Genomic DNA, 19,425 nt, shown 5'->3' with positions numbered 1-19,425 from the left:
GGGCATTATATGAAATCAGTTTTATTTGTCGGTCATGGAAGCAGAGATCCTGAAGGGAACGATCAAATTCGCGAATTTATTTCGACTATGAAGCATGATTGGGACGCATCTATTTTAGTAGAAACGTGTTTTCTAGAGTTTGAACGCCCAAATGTAAGTCAAGGTATTGATACATGTGTGGCAAAAGGAGCACAAGATGTAGTTGTAATTCCAATTATGCTCTTGCCTGCTGGCCACTCTAAAATACATATTCCGGCGGCTATAGATGAAGCTAAGGAAAAATATCCACACGTAAACTTCGTATACGGACGTCCCATTGGCGTTCATGAAGAAGCCCTTGAAATTTTAAAAACGAGATTACAAGAATCAGGAGAGAATTTAGAAACTCCAGCTGAAGACACGGCTGTTATCGTCTTAGGGCGAGGAGGAAGTGATCCTGATGCAAACAGTGATTTATATAAAATTACGCGCCTTCTTTGGGAAAAAACAAATTATAAAATCGTCGAAACTTCTTTTATGGGCGTGACCGCTCCACTGATTGATGAAGGCGTGGAGCGATGTTTGAAATTGGGCGCTAAAAAAGTGGTTATTCTCCCGTATTTCTTATTTACAGGAGTATTAATTAAGCGATTAGAAGAAATGGTGAAGCAGTATAAATTGCAGCATGAAAACATTGAGTTTAAGCTAGCCGGCTATTTCGGTTTTCACCCAAAACTGCAGACAATTTTAAAAGAACGTGCTGAAGAAGGATTAGAAGGTGAAGTGAAAATGAACTGCGATACGTGTCAATATCGCCTCGGCATTATGGAGCATATTGATCACCACCATCATCACGATCATGACCATGATCACGGACACCATCACCACGATCACCATCATGACCACGACCACCATGAAGATAAGGTCGGCGAGCTAAAATGATTTTATTGTTAGCAGGAACTAGCGATGCACGTGCATTAGCCGTTCAAGTGAAAAAAGCAGGTCATGAGGTTACGGCAACGGTTGTAACCGAAAACGCAGCTATCGAATTACAGCGAGCAGAAGTGAAAGTGAAAATTGGACGTCTCACAAAAGAAGATATGACGGATTTTGTAAACGAACATCGTGTAAAAGCTATTGTGGATGCAAGTCATCCTTTTGCGGAAGAAGCATCTAAAAATGCTATCGGCGCGGCTGCTGAAACAGCGATTCCTTACATACGCTATGAGCGGGCTTCGCAGGCTTTTACCTATGATAATATGACGATGGTTTCCACGTATGAAGAAGCAGCAGAAGTAGCTGCTGAGAAAAAAGGAGTTATTATGCTGACAACAGGCAGCAAAACGCTGCAGGTTTTTACAGAAAAGCTGCTTCCTCTTTCAGATGTACGGCTTGTTGCTCGTATGCTTCCAAGGCTGGATAATATGGAAAAGTGCCAGCAATTAGGATTTCCGCAAAAAAATATTATTGCTATTCAAGGGCCGTTTACAAAAGAGTTTGATCGAGCGCTGTATAAGCAATACGGAGTGACGGTCATGGTCACAAAAGAAAGCGGAAAAGTTGGATCTGTGGATGAAAAAGTGGAAGCAGCCAAAGAGTTAGGCTTAGATATTATTATGATTGGGCGACCGAAAATTGAGTATGGGACCGTGTATTCCACGTTTGAAGAAGTGGTTCATGCTTTAGTAAACCAAACTAGGAGTTGATTGAGATGGATTTTCGTACAGAATTTAAACCGTTAACTGTTCAGCCTCAGCAAATTGAAGGGAAAAGTTTTGAAATGATTACAGAAGAGCTTGGGCCTCATCCGTTTACAGACGAACAATACCCAATTGTTCAGCGCGTAATTCATGCGTCTGCAGACTTTGAGCTTGGACGCAGCATGCTGTTTCATCCGGATGCGATTCAAGCAGGAATTAAAGCCATTCGCAGCGGCAAGCAAGTGGTTGCAGATGTACAAATGGTGCAAGTAGGAACAAACAAGCAGCGAATTGAAAAACACGGCGGTGAAATCAAAGTTTATATTTCAGATCCGGACGTAATGGAAGAAGCAAAGCGCTTAAATACAACGCGTGCAATTATTTCTATGCGAAAAGCCATCAAAGAAGCAGACGGAGGAATTTTTGCAATTGGGAACGCACCCACAGCTTTACTTGAATTAATTCGTTTGATTAAAGAAGGAGAAGCGAAGCCTGGGCTTGTTATTGGTCTGCCGGTAGGATTTGTTTCAGCAGCTGAATCTAAAGAAGAACTTGCAAAACTTGACGTGCCGTTTATTACAAACATCGGGCGAAAAGGCGGCAGTACGGTAACGGTTGCTGCATTAAATGCAATTTCAATTCTTGCAGATCAGGTGTAACGCATGAAGGAAGTACCAAAAGAACCTAAGAAACTCAGAGAAGGCTATACGACGGGCGCTTGTGCAACGGCAGCTACGAGAGCAGCTCTGCTTACGCTAATTTCAGGAGAAGTGCAAGATGAGTCAACGATTTACTTACCTGTCGGCCGCTTTGCTACGTTTCATCTTGAAGAATGCGAGTATCGAACAAGCAGCGCTGTAGCCAGCATCATTAAAGATGCTGGAGACGATCCCGATGCCACGCACGGAGCGCTGATTATTTCTGAAGTTTCGTGGTGTAATGGTGCAGACATTATCATTGATGGAGGAGTGGGAGTAGGGCGTGTGACAAAGCCCGGCCTCCCAGTTCCTGTCGGTGAAGCAGCCATTAACCCTGTTCCAAGAAAGATGCTGAAAGAAACGGCTGAACAGCTTCTAGCCCAATATAATATTCAAAAAGGCGTTAAAATTGTCATCTCTGTTCCTGAAGGAGAAGAAATGGCAAAAAAGACATTAAATGCGCGTCTAGGCATTTTAGGAGGCATTTCGATACTGGGGACAAGAGGAATTGTCGTTCCGTTCTCAACAGCTGCTTATAAAGCAAGTATCGTGCAGGCAATCAGCGTTGCTAAAGCGAGTAATTGTGAGCACGTTGTCATTACTACAGGGGGACGAAGCGAAAAGTATGGAATGAAACAGTTCCCTGAACTTCCGGAAGAAGCATTTATCGAAATGGGAGATTTTGTTGGATTTACTTTAAAACAATGTAAAAAGCAAGGAATGAAAAAAGTGTCGCTCGTAGGCATGATGGGAAAGTTTTCAAAAGTCGCGCAAGGCGTTATGATGGTTCATTCAAAAAGTGCACCTATTGATTTTAATTTTTTAGCAAAAGCAGCTTCTGAGTCAGGCGCTTCTGCTGAACTGGTAGAGGAAATAAAAGGTGCAAACACAGCTTCTCAAGTAGGAGATTTAATGACGCAAAGCGGTCATCATCAATTTTTTGAAAAACTTTGCGAGTACTGCTGTTTATCAGCATTAAAGGAAGTAGGGGACGGAATCGATGTCGATACGTCTCTTTACACATTAAAAGGAGATTTTTTAGGACAGGCGGTGCAACATGGCAATTAAAATTATTGGAATTGGTGACGATGGGAAGTTAAGTCTGCTTCCTATGTATGAACAGTGGGTGTATGAAAGTGATGTGCTAATTGGAGGAAAGCGTCACCTGGATTTTTTTCAAGATTTCGAAGGAGAAAAAGTAGCTATTAAAGGGGGTCTTTCTCCTCTTGTTGAACGTTTAAAAAACGAAGAAGGAAATGCGGTTGTTTTAGCATCAGGCGACCCGTTATTTTACGGAATTGGGAGCTATCTTTCTACGAAGCTAGACGTTGAAATATATCCTTATTTAAGTTCTATTCAGCTTGCATTCTCACGTTTAAAAGAGCGATGGCAAGATGCTTATTTTACAAGCGTGCACGGCAGAAGCATAAAAGGACTGGCTCAGCGCATTGACGGCTATAAAACAGTGGCGATTTTAACCGATGAGCAAAATTCTCCTAGTGCTTTGGCAAACTACTTATTATCATTCGGCATGACAGAATACAAGATGTTTGTGGCAGAGAACCTAGGTGGAGAAACGGAGCGCTGTCAGCTGCTTTCGCTGGAAGAAGCGGCGAATCAACTCTTTTCTCCGCTTAATGTCGTGATATTAAAGCAGGTAGAAAAAAGCCCAGTCTGGCCTCTTGGAATAGAGGACGATGAATTTATTCAACGCAAGCCGGACAAAGGACTTATTACCAAAAAAGAAGTTCGTACACTTAGTATTAGCGCCCTGCAGCTAAAGAGAGACAGCGTCGTATGGGATATCGGAACATGTACGGGTTCAGTCGCAATTGAAGCGGCTAAAATTGCGCGTGAAGGACAAATTTTTGCCGTGGAAAAAAATGAAGCAGACTTAGAAAACTGCAGAGAAAACCTAGCGAAATTTCGAGTAGACGCCCACACTGTGCACGGAAAAGCACCGGAAGGGTTAAGTGAGTTTGCTGATCCTGATGCGGTGTTTATTGGAGGTACAGCAGGAGGTATGGAAACCATTTTGGATGTGTGCTGCAGCCGCTTAAATTCAGGAGGGCGCATCGTATTAAATGCCGTAACGATTGAAAATTTAGCAGAAGCAATGAAAGCTTTTAAAGAGCGAGGATTTGAGACGGCTGTTACCCTTGCACAAATTTCAAGAAGCAAGCCCATTTTACATTTAACACGATTTGACGCTTTAAACCCCATTTATATTATTACAGCCAAAAGAGGAGAATGAATATGATTGGAACATTGTACGGACTTGGAGTTGGACCCGGAGATCCAGAACTTATTACAGTAAAAGCATTTCGTAAATTAAAAGAATCACCCGTTATCGCGTACCCGAAAAAACAAAAAGGAAGCAAAAGCTACGCCCAAAAAATTATTGATGTCTATTTCAGTGCAAATGAAAAAGATATGCTTGGCCTTGTGTTTCCAATGACAAAAGATCCTGCTATTTTGGAAAGAAAATGGACCGAAACGGTAGAACGAGTATGGGAAAAGCTCCAGGAAGGAAAAGATGTAGCATTTGTCACAGAAGGCGACCCTATGCTTTATAGTACGTTTATTCACATGATGCGTCTAATGCAAGAACGTCACCCTGAAGTTCCGATTCAAGTAATTCCTGGTATTTCATCCATTAATGGAGCTGCATCTCGTTTAGGTATTCCGTTAGCAGACGGTGATGAACACGTAGCAATTGTTCCTGCTCGTGAAGATTATGAAACAATGAAAAAAGTATTAATGGAAAACGACTGCGTCATTTTTATTAAAGTGGCCAAAGTCATCGATTTTATGGTCGGTCTTTTAAAAGAGCTTGATTTGCTTGAAAAAGCGTCAGTGGTGACAAAAGTAACGTCTGATGAAGAAATTATCTGGAAAGCTTCAGAACTAGAAGGAGCCGATTTACAATACTTAACTCTAATGGTGGTGCGAAAATGAAGTTATACATAATCGGAGCTGGACCCGGAGATCCAGATTTAATTACAGTAAAAGGCTTAAAATTACTTCAGCAAGCAGATGTTGTCTTGTACGCTGACTCACTGGTAAGTCAAGAGCTAGTTGCTAAGTCTAAACCAGGAGCTGAAGTGTTAAAAACAGCGGGTATGCATTTAGAAGAAATGGTCGGTACTATGCTTGAGCGCATGCGTGAAGGAAAAATGGTTGTAAGAGTACATACCGGAGATCCAGCTATGTACGGAGCCATTATGGAACAAATGGTGCTTTTAAAAAGAGAAGGCGTTGATATTGAAATCGTTCCGGGCGTCAGCTCCGTATTCGCTGCAGCAGCAGCGGCTGAAGCAGAATTAACCATTCCAGATTTGACTCAAACAGTTATTTTAACTCGTGCTGAAGGAAGAACGCCTGTGCCTGAGTTTGAAAAATTAACCGATTTAGCAAAACATAAATGTACGATTGCGTTATTTTTAAGCGCGACGCTCACAAAAAAAGTAATGAAAGAATTTATAAACGCCGGTTGGAGTGAGGGTACGCCGGTTGTAGTAGTCTATAAAGCAACGTGGCCAGATGAAAAAATTGTTCGCACAACGGTAAAAGACCTCGATGATGCTATGCGAACAAACGGCATTCGCAAGCAGGCGATGATTTTGGCAGGCTGGGCACTTGACCCCCACATTCATGACAAAGATTATCGCTCAAAACTTTATGATAAAACATTTACCCATGGCTTTCGAAGAGGAGTGAAGCCGGAATGATTCAACTCCAAGAAGGAAAAAAAGCGCTCATTACACAGCGCGGGGATTATGCCGTCGTGGCCATCACGAAGCACGGTGTAGAAATTGCAAGAAATCTAGGCCGCATCTTTCAGCAGTCTGATGTGTATTACATGAGCAAGTTTGAAAAAGGAGACGAACAAGAGCAGAATATTCAGCTGTTTTCAGGAAGCGTTCGGATACTTTTGCCTTCTCTTTTTGAATCGTATAAAGGACTTATTATTATTATCTCACTGGGAGCAGTTGTACGTATGATTGCTCCTATTTTAAAAGATAAGAAAACGGATCCTGCGGTTGTTGTTATTGATGATAAAGGTGAAAATGTCATCAGCGTGCTTTCAGGTCATATCGGAGGAGCAAATGAGCTAACGCGTGAAGTGGCGGCAGCTCTTGAAGCTCATCCTGTCATTACAACAGCATCCGATGTGCAAAAAACAATTCCGGTTGATTTATTTGGTAAGCGCTTTGGATGGGTGTGGGAATCAGCAGAAAAACTAACGCCTGTCAGCGCTTCTGTGGTGAATGAAGAAGAAATAGCAGTGATTCAAGAATCAGGTGAAAAGAACTGGTGGCATTATGAGCACCCTGTTCCAGCTAACATTAAAACGTATTCATCGATTCAGACAGCTCTTGAAGCATCGCCACATGCAGCTTTGGTCGTAACGCATCGCAATTTAAAAAAAGAGGAAGAAGCAATCTTAGAAAACGGTGTTCTTTACCGACCAAAAGTATTAGCGATTGGGATGGGATGCAACCGTGGGACAAGTACAGCTGAAATTGAAACCGTTATTGAAAAAACGCTTGCTGAACTTCAGTTCTCAATGAAAAGTGTAAAAGCATTATGTACAATAGAGTTAAAGAAAGATGAAGAAGGGCTGTTAGAAGTGGCGTCTAAGTACGGCTGGGAGTTTGTCTATTATTCGCCCAAAGAGCTAAACAGCATAAGTATCCAACAGCCTTCAGATACTGTCTTTAAATATACAGGCGCATATGGCGTCAGTGAACCTGCTGCTATGTTATACAGCGGTACTGATAAGCTTGAACTTGTGAAGAAAAAGTCAGGGAATGTAACCATTTCAGTGGCACTTATTCCATATGACTAAAGGAGAGAACAACATGTCAAACAGAAGACTCGTCATTGCCGGTACCGGAAGTGGCGTAGGGAAAACAACACTTACAATCGGACTGATGGCAGCATTAAGACAAGCTGGTTACAGAGTTCAAGGGTTTAAATGCGGACCCGATTATATTGATCCAACGTATCATACGGCTGTTACAGAACGAACGTCTCGAAATATAGACAGCTGGATGCTTGAGCATGATATGGTTAGAGAAATTGTCGCTCGTGCTAGTGAAGATGCTGATATTTCCATCATGGAAGGAGTTATGGGATTTTTCGATGGGAAAAATCCGTTAACGAACGAAGGAACAACAGCAGAAATCAGCTTAATCACCAATAGCCCTGTCCTTTTAGTTGTCAACTGTGCTAGTATGGCTAGAAGTGCAGCGGCGATTGTAAAAGGGTTTCAGCAATTTTCACCCGAAGCGAACATCGTCGGTGTGATTGCTAACCGGGTTGGAAGTGAAGGACATTATAAACTTGTTAAGGCAGCGATTGAGCAGGAATGTCATATCCCTGTAGTAGGCTACTTGAAAAGAAACGATGATCTTACGATTCCTGAACGTCACCTCGGGCTCATTCCGTCGATTGAACGAGGAGAGTTAACACCGTTTTTTGAACAGTTAGGGAAGCTTGTTCATGATACAATTGATATCGAAAAAGTATATGAACTGGCTTTAGCTCCTAAAATAGAAATTAATGATCCTATCTTTACAAAGCCGTCCGTACCTCAAGTGAAAATTGCTGTGGCGAGAGATGCCGCTTTTAACTTTTATTATGAAGAAAATTTCGAATTGTTAAAAGCTTACGGAGCAGAGCTTATAGAATTTTCGCCTTTAAAAGGAGAAACGGTTCCACAAGATGCTGATGGCCTTTATATAGGAGGTGGATTTCCAGAAGAATTTGCTGAAACGCTGGCTCAGCAAATTGATGTTAAAAGTTCTGTTCGAGCATCCATCCAAAAAGGGATTCCTACACTTGCTGAGTGCGGAGGCTTTATGTTCTTAACAGATGCTATTGTTACAACAGATGATACATGCCATGAAATGGTGGGGCTTATTCCCGGACAAGTAAGAATGCAGACAAAATTAGCTGCTTTAGGATACCGAGAAGTGACGGGAAAGCCGGGTAATTTTTTATTTAAAGGCGATATACAAGCTAAAGGCCATGAATTTCATTATTCAACCTTTCATTCAGAGAAAGAGTTTTCGCCTGCTTATGATACAAAAGGGATGCGAGGAATGAAAGAAGAAGGCTATATGAACAATAATTTAATTGCCGGCTATACGCACTTTCATTTCGGCTCTTCTACGAAGATGGTAGAAAACTGGGTGGAACAGTGTAAAGCGGTAAAAAAAGAAAGAAGAGATGCCGTGTGACAGTTGGAAAAGTATATTTAGTAGGAGCCGGACCAGGAGATCCGAAGTTAATAACCGTATATGGAATGGAGTGTATTCAAGAAGCGGATGTTATTTTATATGACCGCTTAGCCAACGAACAGTTGTTAAACTATGCTAAAAAAGAAGCGGAGCTTATTTTTTGCGGGAAATTACCGGGCAAGCACGGAGTCATCCAAGATCGTATTCACGAACTGCTTGTTGAAAAAGCACTTCAAGGAAAAGTAGTGACGCGCTTAAAAGGAGGGGATCCTTTTGTGTTTGGCCGCGGAGCAGAGGAAGCTGAAGTACTTGCTACTCAAGGAATTCCTTACGAAGTAGTGCCTGGTATCACGTCAGGAATTGCAGCTCCAGCTTATGCAGGAATTCCTGTTACCCATAGAGATTATGCCACTTCTTTTGCCATTGTAACGGGTCATGGAAGAGAAGAAAAAGGAAAAGATTATTTAAACTGGTCAGCGCTTGCTCAAGGAATAGATACAATTGCGTTTTATATGGGCGTTGGAAATTTACCTCATATATGCAAGCAGTTGATGGACCACGGACGAGACAAACATACGCCAGTAGCGCTTGTTCAATGGGGAACGACGAAGTATCAGCGCACCGTAACGGGAACGCTTGCCACAATCGAAGAAATAGCAAAAAAAGCAGAAATTGCTCATCCTGCCATCGTGCTTGTAGGCGAAGTTGTGACAATTAGAGAAAAAATAAAATGGTTTGAAGAAAGAGCGGAAAATATTCTGCTTTAATGTTAAAAGGAGGAGACAATATGACGATTATTTCACAGCTAAAAGAACGAAGAGCGGTACGAGATCATGAACCGCGTGAAGTCGAACAAGAGAAAATCGAACAGCTGCTTGAAGCAGCGACGTGGGCTCCAAATGACCGAATGAGAGAGCCTTGGAGCTTTTATGTGATTCAAGGAGAAGCAAAAAAGAAGTATGAAGAACTGGCTGAAGCGTATTTAAAGGAGCGCTTTCCTACAAAGCCTCATTTAGTAGAAAGTTCGTTAAAAGCAGTGAAAAATACGCCTGTACATATCGTTGTAACAGCTGATACAGTTGAAGGAGACGACGAAGCCACGGAAGACAACAAATATGCGGTTTCATGCGCGATTCATTCCATGTGGCTAGCAGCTAAAGAACTAGGTCTTGGATTCGTTTGGAGAACAAGAGGCGTTGGTCTTGTTCGAGACGAGAGATTGCATGAGTTTATTGGCAAGCCTTCAGGTAAAGTCGTAGTAGGAAACGTATTTCTAGGCTATCCAAATGAAGAGTCTCTTACAAAAATGAAAGAGCCTGCTAGAACATCGTTTACAGAAAAAACAACATGGCTGTAAACTGAAATTCGAAGAAAAAGAGGTTTTTAGATTGAAAGACAAACGGGGTCTTACGTTAATTTATACCGGAGACGGTAAAGGAAAAACAACCGCTGCTTTAGGTCTTGCGTTGCGCGCTACGGGACGCGGACAAAAAGTATTAATGATTCAATTTATTAAATCTCCTCAGCGTACATATGGCGAAAAGCTGATGTTTGACAGAATAGGAATTGAAATGGTTCAAACAGGAGTCGGCTTTACGTGGACAAAAACACCGCCTGAACATCGTGAAGCTTTGCAAAAAGCTTGGGCGCTAACGAAGGAAAAAGTCTTCTCGAACGAATATGATGTGGTTATTTTAGACGAGTTAAATAATGCACTAGCTATCGAGAAGTTTCCTATTGATGATGTGCTACCACTACACGAAGTAATTGACCTTATTCAAAAGCGCCCGGAGCATATGCATTTGGTCATTACCGGGCGTTCTGCCAAAAAAGAAGTAATGGATGCAGCAGATCTTGTGACGGAAATGAAGCCTCATAAACATTATTATGATGAAGGAATTCCTGCTGTAAAAGGAATTGAATTTTAAAAAGCCCTCAGTGAAGAGGGCTTTTTTTATTGAGCAGGAGCATCTACTTTTTCAGCTTGCCAGTAAAATTGGCTAATGACATCAGAGAGTGCTTTTGTTGTGTTGGTTAGTTCATCAAAGTTATTATCAACTCCGCCCACTTCAATTAAAATCGCATTTTTAGAAACATCCTGATTATATACACCGTTACCGCTGGATTTGTTTTTGCCAATAACTCCGCGGCTTAACCCAGGATATTTCTTTTCAAGACCTTCATGAAGCGCTTTTGCCATTTTTAAGTTTTGTTCAAAGTTTTGATTCGCTTTACCTAAAACAAACACAACTTTTGCATACGATTTATTGTTAATCTTAATGGTTGTATTATCTTTTCGAAGCGAATCTCGATGCAAATCGATAAAGTAAGTTAAATCTCTATTCTCAGTCATCGCCGTTTCAATTATTGTACGAGACATGGCATATGATTGGTTGGTGTTCCAACCTTTTTCTTTTAATTTCTGTCCAATATTGGTTTGATCCACTTCTGCTCCAATTCCCTGAGCCTCTAAATCTTTTCCTAGCATATTTGCGACTATATTAATATTTGTTTTGCTATCTACTGCTTTATTAGCATCTGGATCACCTTCAAGTCCTAACAGAGGCAAGTAAGATTCCCAGCTGTGCGTATGATAAATATAAAATACCTTTTTTCCGCCAGTTGTATTATTATTTGGAGCATTCGTACCATTGTTTTCTTTAGGTTGCTGAACTTTTGTAGTAGAATTTCTTTCTTTTAGCGTTTCATCTAACGGTGGTGCAGATTCTCTAGGGAAGTTTGTGAAATTGGTGCCTTCACCGGCGATGATGATATTGGAGTCGTAAATACTGAATCCAGGAAGTTCTGAACCAAACAAGCTTCTCGCGTCTTCTGCTCGAATACTTGTTGATAACTCTAGCAGTGTAGAAGAAAGACCTGGAGGCGAGTAATTTTTATCAAAAGCCGTTGAAAAGTGGTGGTTTTCTTGGCTCATCAGATAATAAAGGCTCTCCGCTTTATGCTTCGATAACGTTTGATAGACAATAGAAGAGTTGAACTGTTCTTTAAATGCTGAGTAACTCACTAGAACAATGATAGATGATGTCATTAAAACAATGGATAAAATAACAAGAACCATCTTATATGTTAACACTACAAAATTGGCGCGATTACTAGATTTCAATGGCGAAATCTCCTCTCTATGTCAGCATCAGGCTAATAGGTATGAAGGACTTTGCTAATCTAGTAATGATTATATGAATGGAGATTTCTAATTATGATAAGCATTTAATAGAGAAAGTAGTTTTCAAAATCAAAAAAGAAGAATCACGCGAGATATAATCTCATATTCTCCGTGATTCTTCTTCAAATAGACGTCGGATGGCTTCCCCTTTTGGAGTGAGGCTGAATCCTTTTTTCTCTTTTTTAAGCAGCTGATAGTTTTGTAATTCTTGTAAATACGTAACAATGCGCTTGCGCTTTACGGAATTTAATAATCCAAATGCAGGTATTTTATCGAGCTCTTTTTGACGAATACTGTTAGTAGAAACGCCTTCTAAAATTTGTACGTAACTCTGCTGAGTTTCCGTGTTCTTTAAGGTATCTATAAGCGTTAATAACCGTAGCATTTGGTTTGAATCAAAAGTTATTTGACCGATTTTTAGCGGAGTTGAAAGCAGGGCCTGACGCTGCTTATGAAGTTCATTTTCTATCTTAGCGCTTATTTCTGTCAGTTTCTTTTCTATTTCGTTTGGGTCCATATAACATGTAAATTTGTTTGTTTCCTGCAGCAGGGTGACATCTGGAAAATCCCATTGCGAAAACCATTGAATGGAACCAACTTCGAGATTTGCATTCGGTGTTTTTACTTGTAATACGTTTTGAATGAAGGAAAGAAAGGGATCGTTTTCCTGTAAAACTTGTCTTTGATTAAGTTGATAAGTGGTTAGGCTGCACAATTTGTCTTGGATTTCTTTGATGTTCACTTCATGATGCTTTAAAAGACTTTTCCATTTAAAAAAGACAAGCAGTTTTTGAGTCACTTCTTCATTTTCATCTATAATCTCTTCGAACTGCCGCTGAGTTGTAGCTAAGCGTTTGGCTGCTAGCACTACATTATATTCATCATCGAGTGAAATAGCATCATTTGTAACATCATATGTTACGGCGAGACCTCTGTTTTCTGAAGTTAAGCGAATGATCTCGTTTTCTCCGTGAACAGTTAATACCGTATCTTCCGTATCTGAAAATCCTCTCTCAAAGGCGGTGTAAGGAAGAGATCGAAAAGGTCTCATAATGATTTCAATCCGATTGCGCCAAAAAGCAATTTGCTCAGGGTTTTTCATAATAAAAAGCAAAGGTGATTTTTTTGATTGTTCAATTGCCTCAATCACATCTGCATTTCGATGATAAAGGGAAATGAGCGGATGTTTGAAGAAACACTTATTAATATGTTGAATCCATTCTTCTTTTGAAGAATCATGTATCCTAGCGCAAAACATGTAATCTTTCATAATGCTTCCAAGATAATTTTCCAACTCATTTTTAGTCAAAACCGTAAAATCTTGAGAATAAAACTCATCATGATGAATAGGAATGCCGCGATTCTTATTATATTCTTTCCATAGAAATGAAGTTGGTTTCCAAAAGTGAGGATAAACGTCTTCATTTTTATCAATTGCGACGGGAAAACCGCCCCTATGACTTCCATATAAGAACGTTTGAAAAAGGACTATATCTTCTTGAGATAACTCATTCATTGCTCGCTCAAAGTAGTCATTTAAACGTCCAAGTAGCCCTTTAGTATGTTTACTTCCTACGGACCGAATCGATTTATTTTTGCGTCCGAGCGGAAGGAATGTTAAGTGGTTGTAAGCTGTAAAATCAACAGGAAAATTTTCTGGTAAAGTCATTTGTCTAACTCCTTTCATTTATTGAGTATTTTACCTATTAAAGAAGAGAAGAAAAAGTTTTAGTGTGTCTTGAATATAAGAGTTATTTTTAAAAATTTTCTGTTAATTAATCTGTAGAAATCAAGAAAAGGGATTCAAAGTAATTTTGAATGGGTATAGTAATAAAAATTTTGACATATATTATCGAATATATATGAATGTTGTCAAAAAAAACAACAAAAGTGATGATTCATCCAAAGGAGGAAGCTTATGGAGAATAAAGGTCCGTTTAAAAAGACGATATCCCTATTAGATTTAACATTGATTGGATTAGGGGCTATTTTTGGCTCCGCTTGGCTGTTTGCCGTTAGTAATGTCGCTACGCAAGCCGGTCCTGCAGGAAGTTTTTCTTGGGTTATTGGTGGAGTTATTATTTTATTAATAGGCCTTGTATACGCTGAGCTAGGGGCTGCCTTGCCTCGTACAGGAGGAATTATTCGATATCCTGTTTATTCACACGGTCATCTTGTAGGCTATATGATTTCATTTATTACTATTGTAGCGTACACTAGCTTAATCGCTATCGAAGTAACAGCAGTGAGACAGTATGTGGCCTACTGGTTTCCGGGTTTAACAAAATCTGGATCTGATTCACCGACGATATCTGGATGGATTCTACAATTTGTGTTGCTTTGCTTATTCTTTTTACTCAATTACTGGAGTGTAAAAGCCTTTGCAAAATCGAATATTATTATTTCTATTTTTAAATATTTTGTACCGCTTACAGTAATCGTAACGCTGGCATTTTATTTTAAGTCAGGAAACTTTACGATGGGAGAGTTTGCTCCCGGGGGGTTTGATGGTATCCAGGCCGCCATTGCCACAGGCGGGGTTATGTTTGCCTACTTAGGTCTTCATCCAATTGTATCGGTAGCTGGAGAGGTGAAAAATCCTCAGCGTAATATTCCAATTGCTCTTGTGATTTGTATCATTTTAGCAGCTCTCATTTATACTGCTCTACAAGTATTATTTATCGGAGCTATTCCATCTGACATGATTAAAGGCGGTTGGTCCGGCATTCAAGATAAATTCTCACTGCCATTTAAAGACATCGCTGTTGTTCTGGGCCTTGGCTGGCTAGCAACACTTGTTATTTTAGACGCTATTTTATCACCGGGTGGTAACGGTAATATTTTTATGAATACAACATCTAGACTTATCTATGCTTGGTCTCGTAACGGTACGCTATTTAAAACGTTTGCTCATGTGGATAAAAAAACAGGGATTCCTCGATCATCTCTATGGCTTTCATTAGGACTTTCGATTTTTTGGACACTGCCATTTCCTTCATGGAATGCACTCGTAAACGTATGCTCTGTTGCGCTTATTCTTTCTTACGCGATTGCACCAATTTCATCAGCGGCCTTTATGGTGAACGCAAAAGATTTGGAAAAGCCTTTTAAATTAAGAGGAATGAGTATAATTGGTCCATTATCCTTTATTTTTGCTTCCTTTATTGTCTACTGGTCAGGATGGAAGACTATTTCATGGCTGTTAACTTCTCAATTGGTTATGTTTGTTATATATTTGATTTTTGCTAAATATGTGCCTAAAAACGAAGTAAGTCTTCGTCAGCAGATTAAATCAACTTGGTGGTTAGTTGCTTATTATATCATCATGCTCTTTATTTCTTATATTGGTTCGTTCGGCGGAGGGAAGGGTTTAATCGATACGCCTGGAGACTTAATTATCATAGCGGTCGTATCTCTTGGGATTTATTATTGGGCTAAATATACGGGCCTTCCAAAAGCGCTTATTGATTACGATCACCATCCTGAACAGGAAGAAAAAGCACCTGTATAACCTGTAAAGCAGCGATATTCGCTGCTTTTTTCTATGTTATTTGAACATGAATTTCTAAAGTTTATCGTATAATTTAGCAGGAAAGAAGGAATCAGCACATTATTGTTTAATTAATGTAGTGTAACCGTTTTAAATTCAACGCTTGGAGGAAGAGTATGATTGAAAAAATAATAAATTCACTTCGAAAGCGGCTGTGGGAAAACAATAATGTTATAGAAGTATGTAAAAATGAAGGAGAAGTACACAGAACCACTTGTACTTTTTTTGATGGAGTAAGCAAGAATCAACTGAATGTTTTTGAAGAAGAAATGCATGTATCACTTCCTGAAGACTACAAGCAGTTTTTGCAGCTAACAAATGGGTGTAATTTGTTCATTGATGCTGACAAAAAAATATCAGGGAATATTTATAGCTTAGAAGATGTAAGAGAAACAGCTTCTAAAAGTCAGAGTCTCTATATGACAATTGGGTCTGTTGGAGAAGAAGAGATTATCATTGACTCCAAAAAATCAGCGCACTCTGCATATATAATAGTAAAAAAGCGGAACGCATCGTTTCAAGATGCACATGTATTACATATGAATTTTCAGAAATGGCTGGATTGTTTTATAGTGAGTCAAGGGAATTGTTTTTGGCACTGGAATGAGCTTTGTAATAAAGTTCATTCAACGGATAAAAAGACAACGGCTCAATAACGTTATCTTCTCGAATGTAAAAGCAGAGCGTGTTAATCGCTCTGCTTTTTATGTAGTCATCATAAGCTAGAACAGCGTATTCATTCTAAAAGGTTATGTATATGCTTATAAAGCACTTTTCTAATATCTGAATTGTGAATAAGTATAGGTAATAGTAAGATGAATTTAAATAAAATGAAAAGGGAGAATGGGGATGAGCCTAACAAAGCGAGGTCCTATCATTTCATCATTAGTGATAGGCGCATTTATAGCTATTTTAAATGAAACGCTTATGACCATGTTAAAAGGATTAAATGAACCGAATACGGCTTTAGTTAGCACAAGTAAATGCGCTGATTTTCAGATAGCAGCAAGCATTTCTTCTTTCTGCTATCGTTGGAGTGATTGCCCTCGTCTTATCTTTTTTTCTAAAACGAACTCAAGCTCCAGAAAATTCTTCGACAGGAGTTGCTATCAAATAAACGAGCACACCAGTGTGCTCGTTTATTTATATAGAAGGAAGACGTTCCCAACCGTATGCTTCGTCTTCAACTTTAGTTTCTCCAAACTGACTTGTGCGATTCAAGATTTTTTTGCCGCCTGATTTTTTATAAAACTGAACGGCTTTCTTATTTTTCTTCATAGCCCAAATAATCATAGACGTATATTGCTGATCAGCAAATTCTTTTACTGAATGAGAAAATAGAAGATGACCAATTCCTTGGTTTTGCACTTCCTTGCAAACGTATAGCGCGTATATTTCAGCACGGGACAAATGAGGCTTACCTGCTGAAAAGCCGACAATCTCTCCTCGTTCATCGATAGCGAGCAAAATAAAATGAGAAGGCTCGATAAGAAAAAGGGACCATTTTTCTTGACTTTGTTTATAAGACAAGTTTTTTAAATAAGCATCAGGTACTAACCCTTTGTATGTAATGCGCCAGCTGTCTACGTATAGACGGGCAACAGAAGGGATGTGAGAGGAAGTAGCTTTAATAATTTTCATTAAAAAGTCTCCTTTTTTAAAATATTAAGGCATATAGTATAACTTTCAGCCTAAGAATATTATGAAAAATAGATCATAATTTTCCAGTAATTCATAAAATGGTAAAAAAGGTGGTGTTCATTCTCACTCTATCACGGTAAAGTGAGAATATACATTTGTTTTGTTGTTTTAATTTTTGCTATATGTATAATGTCTAACGATCTATTTGTTATTCACCTTTACTAGTCTATCAAATAGTTTTGTTAAAGCCAAAGGGGCATAGGGTAAGAAATGTCAATTCAGCTGCGTTTTATTTTAACGTATATCAGTATTGTGTTTGTCTTTATTATTTTGCTTTTTTTATCGGGCTTTCTCATTTTCTTCTCCATTACTGGAGACGCCGATTTTGTAAGAAAACTGTACAGTCACTCCTATGAGTATAAATTGTTAACGCCAGAAGAAGAAAATGCATTCTTAGATTTAAAGTTATTGAGTGAAAAAAAACCAGAACAGCTGCTGCGGCCGGAGACGGTTAAAAAATATGAATTTGAAAATATTGATATTGTGATTCAAAAAAACACAGAGATTGTATATGCTTCAGAATCCGTTAAAGGAGAAAACCTTCGTAAATACTTGCCAAAGCATCAAAAAAGTAAAGGAAATCATTCGTATCAGCAGGACATGCTGCGCATAGGCAAGCAGTACTTTACATATATCAACCTTGATTTTCCTTTCTCGAATCAAGAAAAAGGAAGCATTTACGTTTTGCGAAAAATCAGCCCTTATGTAGGTATTATTAATCGGATTTTCCCTTTTTTAATCTTCCTACTATTAATTTTAGTAATTGTGATTATTGGATTTTTAAACTATCTTGTTTCAAGAAGCATTATTAAACCCATTCGTGAATTAAAAGAAGCGGCTGAAAAAATAAAACAAGGTGATCTTCACTTTGAGATCTCTGCTAATTCAAAGGATGAAATAGGCGAATTAACGCAAGCTTTTGAAGAAATGAGGCAAAAACTAAAATCTTCTGTTGAACTGCAAATTCAGTATGAAGATAACCGAAAGCAGCTGCTGTCAAGTATTTCACACGATTTACGAACTCCTATTACTTCCATTGTAGGATATGTAGAAGGAATTCAAGACGGAGTAGCTAATACGCCAGATAAGCTTTCTAAATATTTGTTAACGATTTCAACGAAAGCAAAAGACATGAATGCGTTAATCGATGAGCTGTTTTTATTTTCAAAATTGGATTTGCACGAAATTCCATTTGTGTTTAAAAAACTTAATATTTCTGCATTTATGGAAAGTTATGTGCAAGAGCTTCAGTTTGAAATGAGCGAGCATGATATTGATGTTTTATTTTCTAATGATTCTCTAACGACACTGTATGCAAAGGCAGATGCTGAGCAGCTGCGAAGAGTTTTAATAAATTTAACAACCAACAGTATTAAATTTATGGATAAAGAAAGAAGAAGAATCGATATCGTTCTTTCTGCTACCGAAAGTGAACTCATTATTGAAGTGAAAGACAACGGCGCAGGGATTTCACCGGAAGCATTAGCGCATATTTTTGACCGGTTTTATCGAGCAGAACAGTCCCGCAACAGTAATACTGGAGGAAGTGGACTTGGACTGGCTATTGCAAAACAAATCGTTGAACGCCACGGGGGAGACATCTGGGCACTAAGTAAACTTGGCGAAGGAACAAGTATTTTCTTTTCTTTGCAAAAAATGAATGAAAATGGTGATACATATGAAGAAGATATTGTTAATTGAAGATGAAGTAAGTATTGCTGAATTGCAAAGAGATTATTTAGAAATTAATGATTTTGAAATAGACGTTCAATATAGCGGTGATAAGGGATTAGAAAAAGCGTTAAATGAACATTTTGATCTGGTTATTTTGGATATTATGCTCCCTAAAGTGAGCGGATTTGAAGTGTGCAAGCAAATTCGAGCTGCAAAAGATATTCCAATCATTTTAGTTTCAGCTAAAAAAGAAGAAATCGATAAAATTAGAGGGCTCGGGCTAGGTGCAGATGACTATATTACCAAGCCATTCAGCCCTGGGGAGCTGGTCGCAAGAGTCAAAGCGCATTTAGCGAGATATGAAAGACTCTCTGATAAGCAGGAAAAGCGTATGATTCGTATTCATGGCTTAGCGATTGACACGCTCGCTAGAAGAGTATTTGTGAATGACAAAGAAGTGTTTTTTACAGCGAAGGAATTCGATTTGCTGAAGTTTATCGTTTCTCATCCAAATCAAGTATTAAGTAAAGAACATCTATTTGAAAAAATTTGGGGATTTGATTCTTCAGGAGACATTTCAACCGTAACAGTTCACATTCGAAAACTAAGAGAAAAGTTAGAAGAAAACCCAGCAGATCCTCAGTACCTAGAAACGGTTTGGGGAGCAGGGTACCGGTTTAATATTTAAAAA

At 39.0% G+C, this 19,425-nt stretch carries 19 protein-coding genes; 16 read left to right on the top strand and 3 right to left on the bottom strand.

Annotated features, from left to right (window positions below; translation table 11 throughout):
• Positions 1 to 9 precede the first annotated feature (9 nt).
• Genes ACN6NE_RS25210 through cobO form a run of 12 tightly spaced genes read left to right on the top strand, consistent with a single transcriptional unit; the run spans position 10 to position 10,553 of the window.
• The gene (locus tag ACN6NE_RS25210; RefSeq protein ID WP_129709944.1) at positions 10 to 921 is read left to right on the top strand and encodes a sirohydrochlorin chelatase; all 912 of its coding nucleotides are present in this window, start codon (positions 10 to 12) and stop codon (positions 919 to 921) included.
• A complete protein-coding gene (cobK, locus tag ACN6NE_RS25205; RefSeq protein WP_013057314.1) occupies positions 918 to 1,685 on the top strand; it encodes a precorrin-6A reductase in 768 nt (255 codons plus the stop codon). The genes ACN6NE_RS25210 and cobK overlap by 4 nt, the downstream gene beginning before the upstream one ends.
• A 5-nt stretch (positions 1,686 to 1,690) precedes the next feature.
• Positions 1,691 to 2,338, top strand: a complete 648-nt coding sequence (locus ACN6NE_RS25200) for a precorrin-8X methylmutase (protein WP_013083415.1) — start codon at positions 1,691 to 1,693, stop codon at positions 2,336 to 2,338.
• Positions 2,339 to 2,341: 3 nt separating this feature from the next.
• Positions 2,342 to 3,445 (top strand): cobalt-precorrin-5B (C(1))-methyltransferase, encoded by a 1,104-nt coding sequence (locus ACN6NE_RS25195; RefSeq protein ID WP_028408304.1) that lies wholly within the window; start codon positions 2,342 to 2,344, stop codon positions 3,443 to 3,445.
• Positions 3,435 to 4,631, top strand: coding sequence for a precorrin-6y C5,15-methyltransferase (decarboxylating) subunit CbiE (gene cbiE, locus ACN6NE_RS25190; RefSeq protein ID WP_474328028.1), 1,197 nt, complete (start codon positions 3,435 to 3,437; stop codon positions 4,629 to 4,631). Before ACN6NE_RS25195 ends, cbiE begins: the two co-directional genes overlap by 11 nt.
• Before the next feature lie 2 nt (positions 4,632 to 4,633).
• Complete coding sequence (gene cobI, locus ACN6NE_RS25185) at positions 4,634 to 5,335, top strand: precorrin-2 C(20)-methyltransferase (protein WP_474328026.1); 702 nt, start codon at positions 4,634 to 4,636, stop codon at positions 5,333 to 5,335.
• Entirely contained in the window at positions 5,332 to 6,108 is a 777-nt protein-coding gene (cobM, locus tag ACN6NE_RS25180; RefSeq protein ID WP_474328024.1) for a precorrin-4 C(11)-methyltransferase, read from the top strand. The genes cobI and cobM overlap by 4 nt, the downstream gene beginning before the upstream one ends.
• The gene (locus ACN6NE_RS25175; protein WP_129709936.1) at positions 6,105 to 7,229 is read left to right on the top strand and encodes a cobalt-precorrin 5A hydrolase; all 1,125 of its coding nucleotides are present in this window, start codon (positions 6,105 to 6,107) and stop codon (positions 7,227 to 7,229) included. The genes cobM and ACN6NE_RS25175 overlap by 4 nt, the downstream gene beginning before the upstream one ends.
• 13 nt (positions 7,230 to 7,242) lie before the next feature.
• Complete coding sequence (locus ACN6NE_RS25170; RefSeq protein ID WP_474328022.1) at positions 7,243 to 8,625, top strand: cobyrinate a,c-diamide synthase; 1,383 nt, start codon at positions 7,243 to 7,245, stop codon at positions 8,623 to 8,625.
• Positions 8,622 to 9,392 (top strand): uroporphyrinogen-III C-methyltransferase, encoded by a 771-nt coding sequence (gene cobA / locus ACN6NE_RS25165; RefSeq protein WP_129709932.1) that lies wholly within the window; start codon positions 8,622 to 8,624, stop codon positions 9,390 to 9,392. Before ACN6NE_RS25170 ends, cobA begins: the two co-directional genes overlap by 4 nt.
• A gap of 20 nt (positions 9,393 to 9,412) precedes the next feature.
• Positions 9,413 to 9,982, top strand: coding sequence for a nitroreductase family protein (locus tag ACN6NE_RS25160; protein ID WP_071274028.1), 570 nt, complete (start codon positions 9,413 to 9,415; stop codon positions 9,980 to 9,982).
• 31 nt (positions 9,983 to 10,013) lie between these two features.
• Positions 10,014 to 10,553, top strand: a complete 540-nt coding sequence (gene cobO / locus ACN6NE_RS25155; RefSeq protein ID WP_057236207.1) for a cob(I)yrinic acid a,c-diamide adenosyltransferase — start codon at positions 10,014 to 10,016, stop codon at positions 10,551 to 10,553.
• A gap of 26 nt (positions 10,554 to 10,579) precedes the next feature.
• Here cobO and spoIIP read toward each other — a convergent pair whose 3' ends face one another.
• Together spoIIP and ACN6NE_RS25145 are read right to left on the bottom strand one after the other, a co-directional pair.
• Positions 10,580 to 11,749 (bottom strand): stage II sporulation protein P, encoded by a 1,170-nt coding sequence (spoIIP, locus tag ACN6NE_RS25150; protein WP_129709928.1) that lies wholly within the window; start codon positions 11,747 to 11,749, stop codon positions 10,580 to 10,582.
• Positions 11,750 to 11,909: 160 nt separating this feature from the next.
• Complete coding sequence (locus ACN6NE_RS25145) at positions 11,910 to 13,478, bottom strand: RQC-minor-2 family DNA-binding protein (protein WP_474328019.1); 1,569 nt, start codon at positions 13,476 to 13,478, stop codon at positions 11,910 to 11,912.
• Between the two features lie 249 nt (positions 13,479 to 13,727).
• On the opposite strand from ACN6NE_RS25145, the gene ACN6NE_RS25140 reads away from it, so the two are divergent.
• Together ACN6NE_RS25140 and ACN6NE_RS25135 are read left to right on the top strand one after the other, a co-directional pair.
• The gene (locus tag ACN6NE_RS25140) at positions 13,728 to 15,320 is read left to right on the top strand and encodes an APC family permease (protein WP_129709924.1); all 1,593 of its coding nucleotides are present in this window, start codon (positions 13,728 to 13,730) and stop codon (positions 15,318 to 15,320) included.
• Positions 15,321 to 15,475: 155 nt separating this feature from the next.
• Complete coding sequence (locus ACN6NE_RS25135) at positions 15,476 to 16,015, top strand: SMI1/KNR4 family protein (RefSeq protein ID WP_129709922.1); 540 nt, start codon at positions 15,476 to 15,478, stop codon at positions 16,013 to 16,015.
• A 487-nt stretch (positions 16,016 to 16,502) separates the two neighbouring features.
• Here the strand turns inward: ACN6NE_RS25135 and ACN6NE_RS25130 are convergent, their stop codons facing one another.
• A complete protein-coding gene (locus ACN6NE_RS25130) occupies positions 16,503 to 17,000 on the bottom strand; it encodes an N-acetyltransferase family protein (protein ID WP_474328016.1) in 498 nt (165 codons plus the stop codon).
• Between the two features lie 270 nt (positions 17,001 to 17,270).
• Here ACN6NE_RS25130 and ACN6NE_RS25125 point away from each other — a divergent pair, with 270 nt between their 5' ends.
• Entirely contained in the window at positions 17,271 to 18,761 is a 1,491-nt protein-coding gene (locus ACN6NE_RS25125; RefSeq protein WP_474328014.1) for a sensor histidine kinase, read from the top strand.
• Positions 18,739 to 19,422: a response regulator transcription factor gene (locus tag ACN6NE_RS25120; protein WP_013057296.1), complete on the top strand. Its 684-nt coding sequence runs from the start codon at positions 18,739 to 18,741 to the stop codon at positions 19,420 to 19,422. Before ACN6NE_RS25125 ends, ACN6NE_RS25120 begins: the two co-directional genes overlap by 23 nt.
• Positions 19,423 to 19,425 lie beyond the last annotated feature (3 nt).

The organism is Priestia sp. 53B2, assembly GCF_056099005.1.
The sequence above is the reverse complement of the archived record's forward strand: the minus strand, read 5'-3'. Positions and strand labels throughout refer to the sequence as shown.

What these genes read in the sequence shown, in the direction of transcription:
- ACN6NE_RS25175 (WP_129709936.1), top strand. Translation starts at nt 6,105, where the DNA reads ATGATTCAACTCCAAGAAGGAAAAAAAGCGCTCATTACACAGCGCGGG.
- cobK (WP_013057314.1), top strand. Translation starts at nt 918, where the DNA reads ATGATTTTATTGTTAGCAGGAACTAGCGATGCACGTGCATTAGCCGTT.
- ACN6NE_RS25210 (WP_129709944.1), top strand. Translation starts at nt 10, where the DNA reads ATGAAATCAGTTTTATTTGTCGGTCATGGAAGCAGAGATCCTGAAGGG.
- cobI (WP_474328026.1), top strand. Translation starts at nt 4,634, where the DNA reads ATGATTGGAACATTGTACGGACTTGGAGTTGGACCCGGAGATCCAGAA.
- ACN6NE_RS25120 (WP_013057296.1), top strand. Translation starts at nt 18,739, where the DNA reads ATGAAGAAGATATTGTTAATTGAAGATGAAGTAAGTATTGCTGAATTG.
- ACN6NE_RS25195 (WP_028408304.1), top strand. Translation starts at nt 2,342, where the DNA reads ATGAAGGAAGTACCAAAAGAACCTAAGAAACTCAGAGAAGGCTATACG.
- cbiE (WP_474328028.1), top strand. Translation starts at nt 3,435, where the DNA reads ATGGCAATTAAAATTATTGGAATTGGTGACGATGGGAAGTTAAGTCTG.
- ACN6NE_RS25140 (WP_129709924.1), top strand. Translation starts at nt 13,728, where the DNA reads ATGGAGAATAAAGGTCCGTTTAAAAAGACGATATCCCTATTAGATTTA.
- ACN6NE_RS25170 (WP_474328022.1), top strand. Translation starts at nt 7,243, where the DNA reads ATGTCAAACAGAAGACTCGTCATTGCCGGTACCGGAAGTGGCGTAGGG.
- ACN6NE_RS25160 (WP_071274028.1), top strand. Translation starts at nt 9,413, where the DNA reads ATGACGATTATTTCACAGCTAAAAGAACGAAGAGCGGTACGAGATCAT.
- ACN6NE_RS25135 (WP_129709922.1), top strand. Translation starts at nt 15,476, where the DNA reads ATGATTGAAAAAATAATAAATTCACTTCGAAAGCGGCTGTGGGAAAAC.
- ACN6NE_RS25200 (WP_013083415.1), top strand. Translation starts at nt 1,691, where the DNA reads ATGGATTTTCGTACAGAATTTAAACCGTTAACTGTTCAGCCTCAGCAA.
- ACN6NE_RS25125 (WP_474328014.1), top strand. Translation starts at nt 17,271, where the DNA reads ATGTCAATTCAGCTGCGTTTTATTTTAACGTATATCAGTATTGTGTTT.
- ACN6NE_RS25130 (WP_474328016.1), bottom strand. Translation starts at nt 17,000, where the DNA reads ATGAAAATTATTAAAGCTACTTCCTCTCACATCCCTTCTGTTGCCCGT.
- cobM (WP_474328024.1), top strand. Translation starts at nt 5,332, where the DNA reads ATGAAGTTATACATAATCGGAGCTGGACCCGGAGATCCAGATTTAATT.
- ACN6NE_RS25145 (WP_474328019.1), bottom strand. Translation starts at nt 13,478, where the DNA reads ATGACTTTACCAGAAAATTTTCCTGTTGATTTTACAGCTTACAACCAC.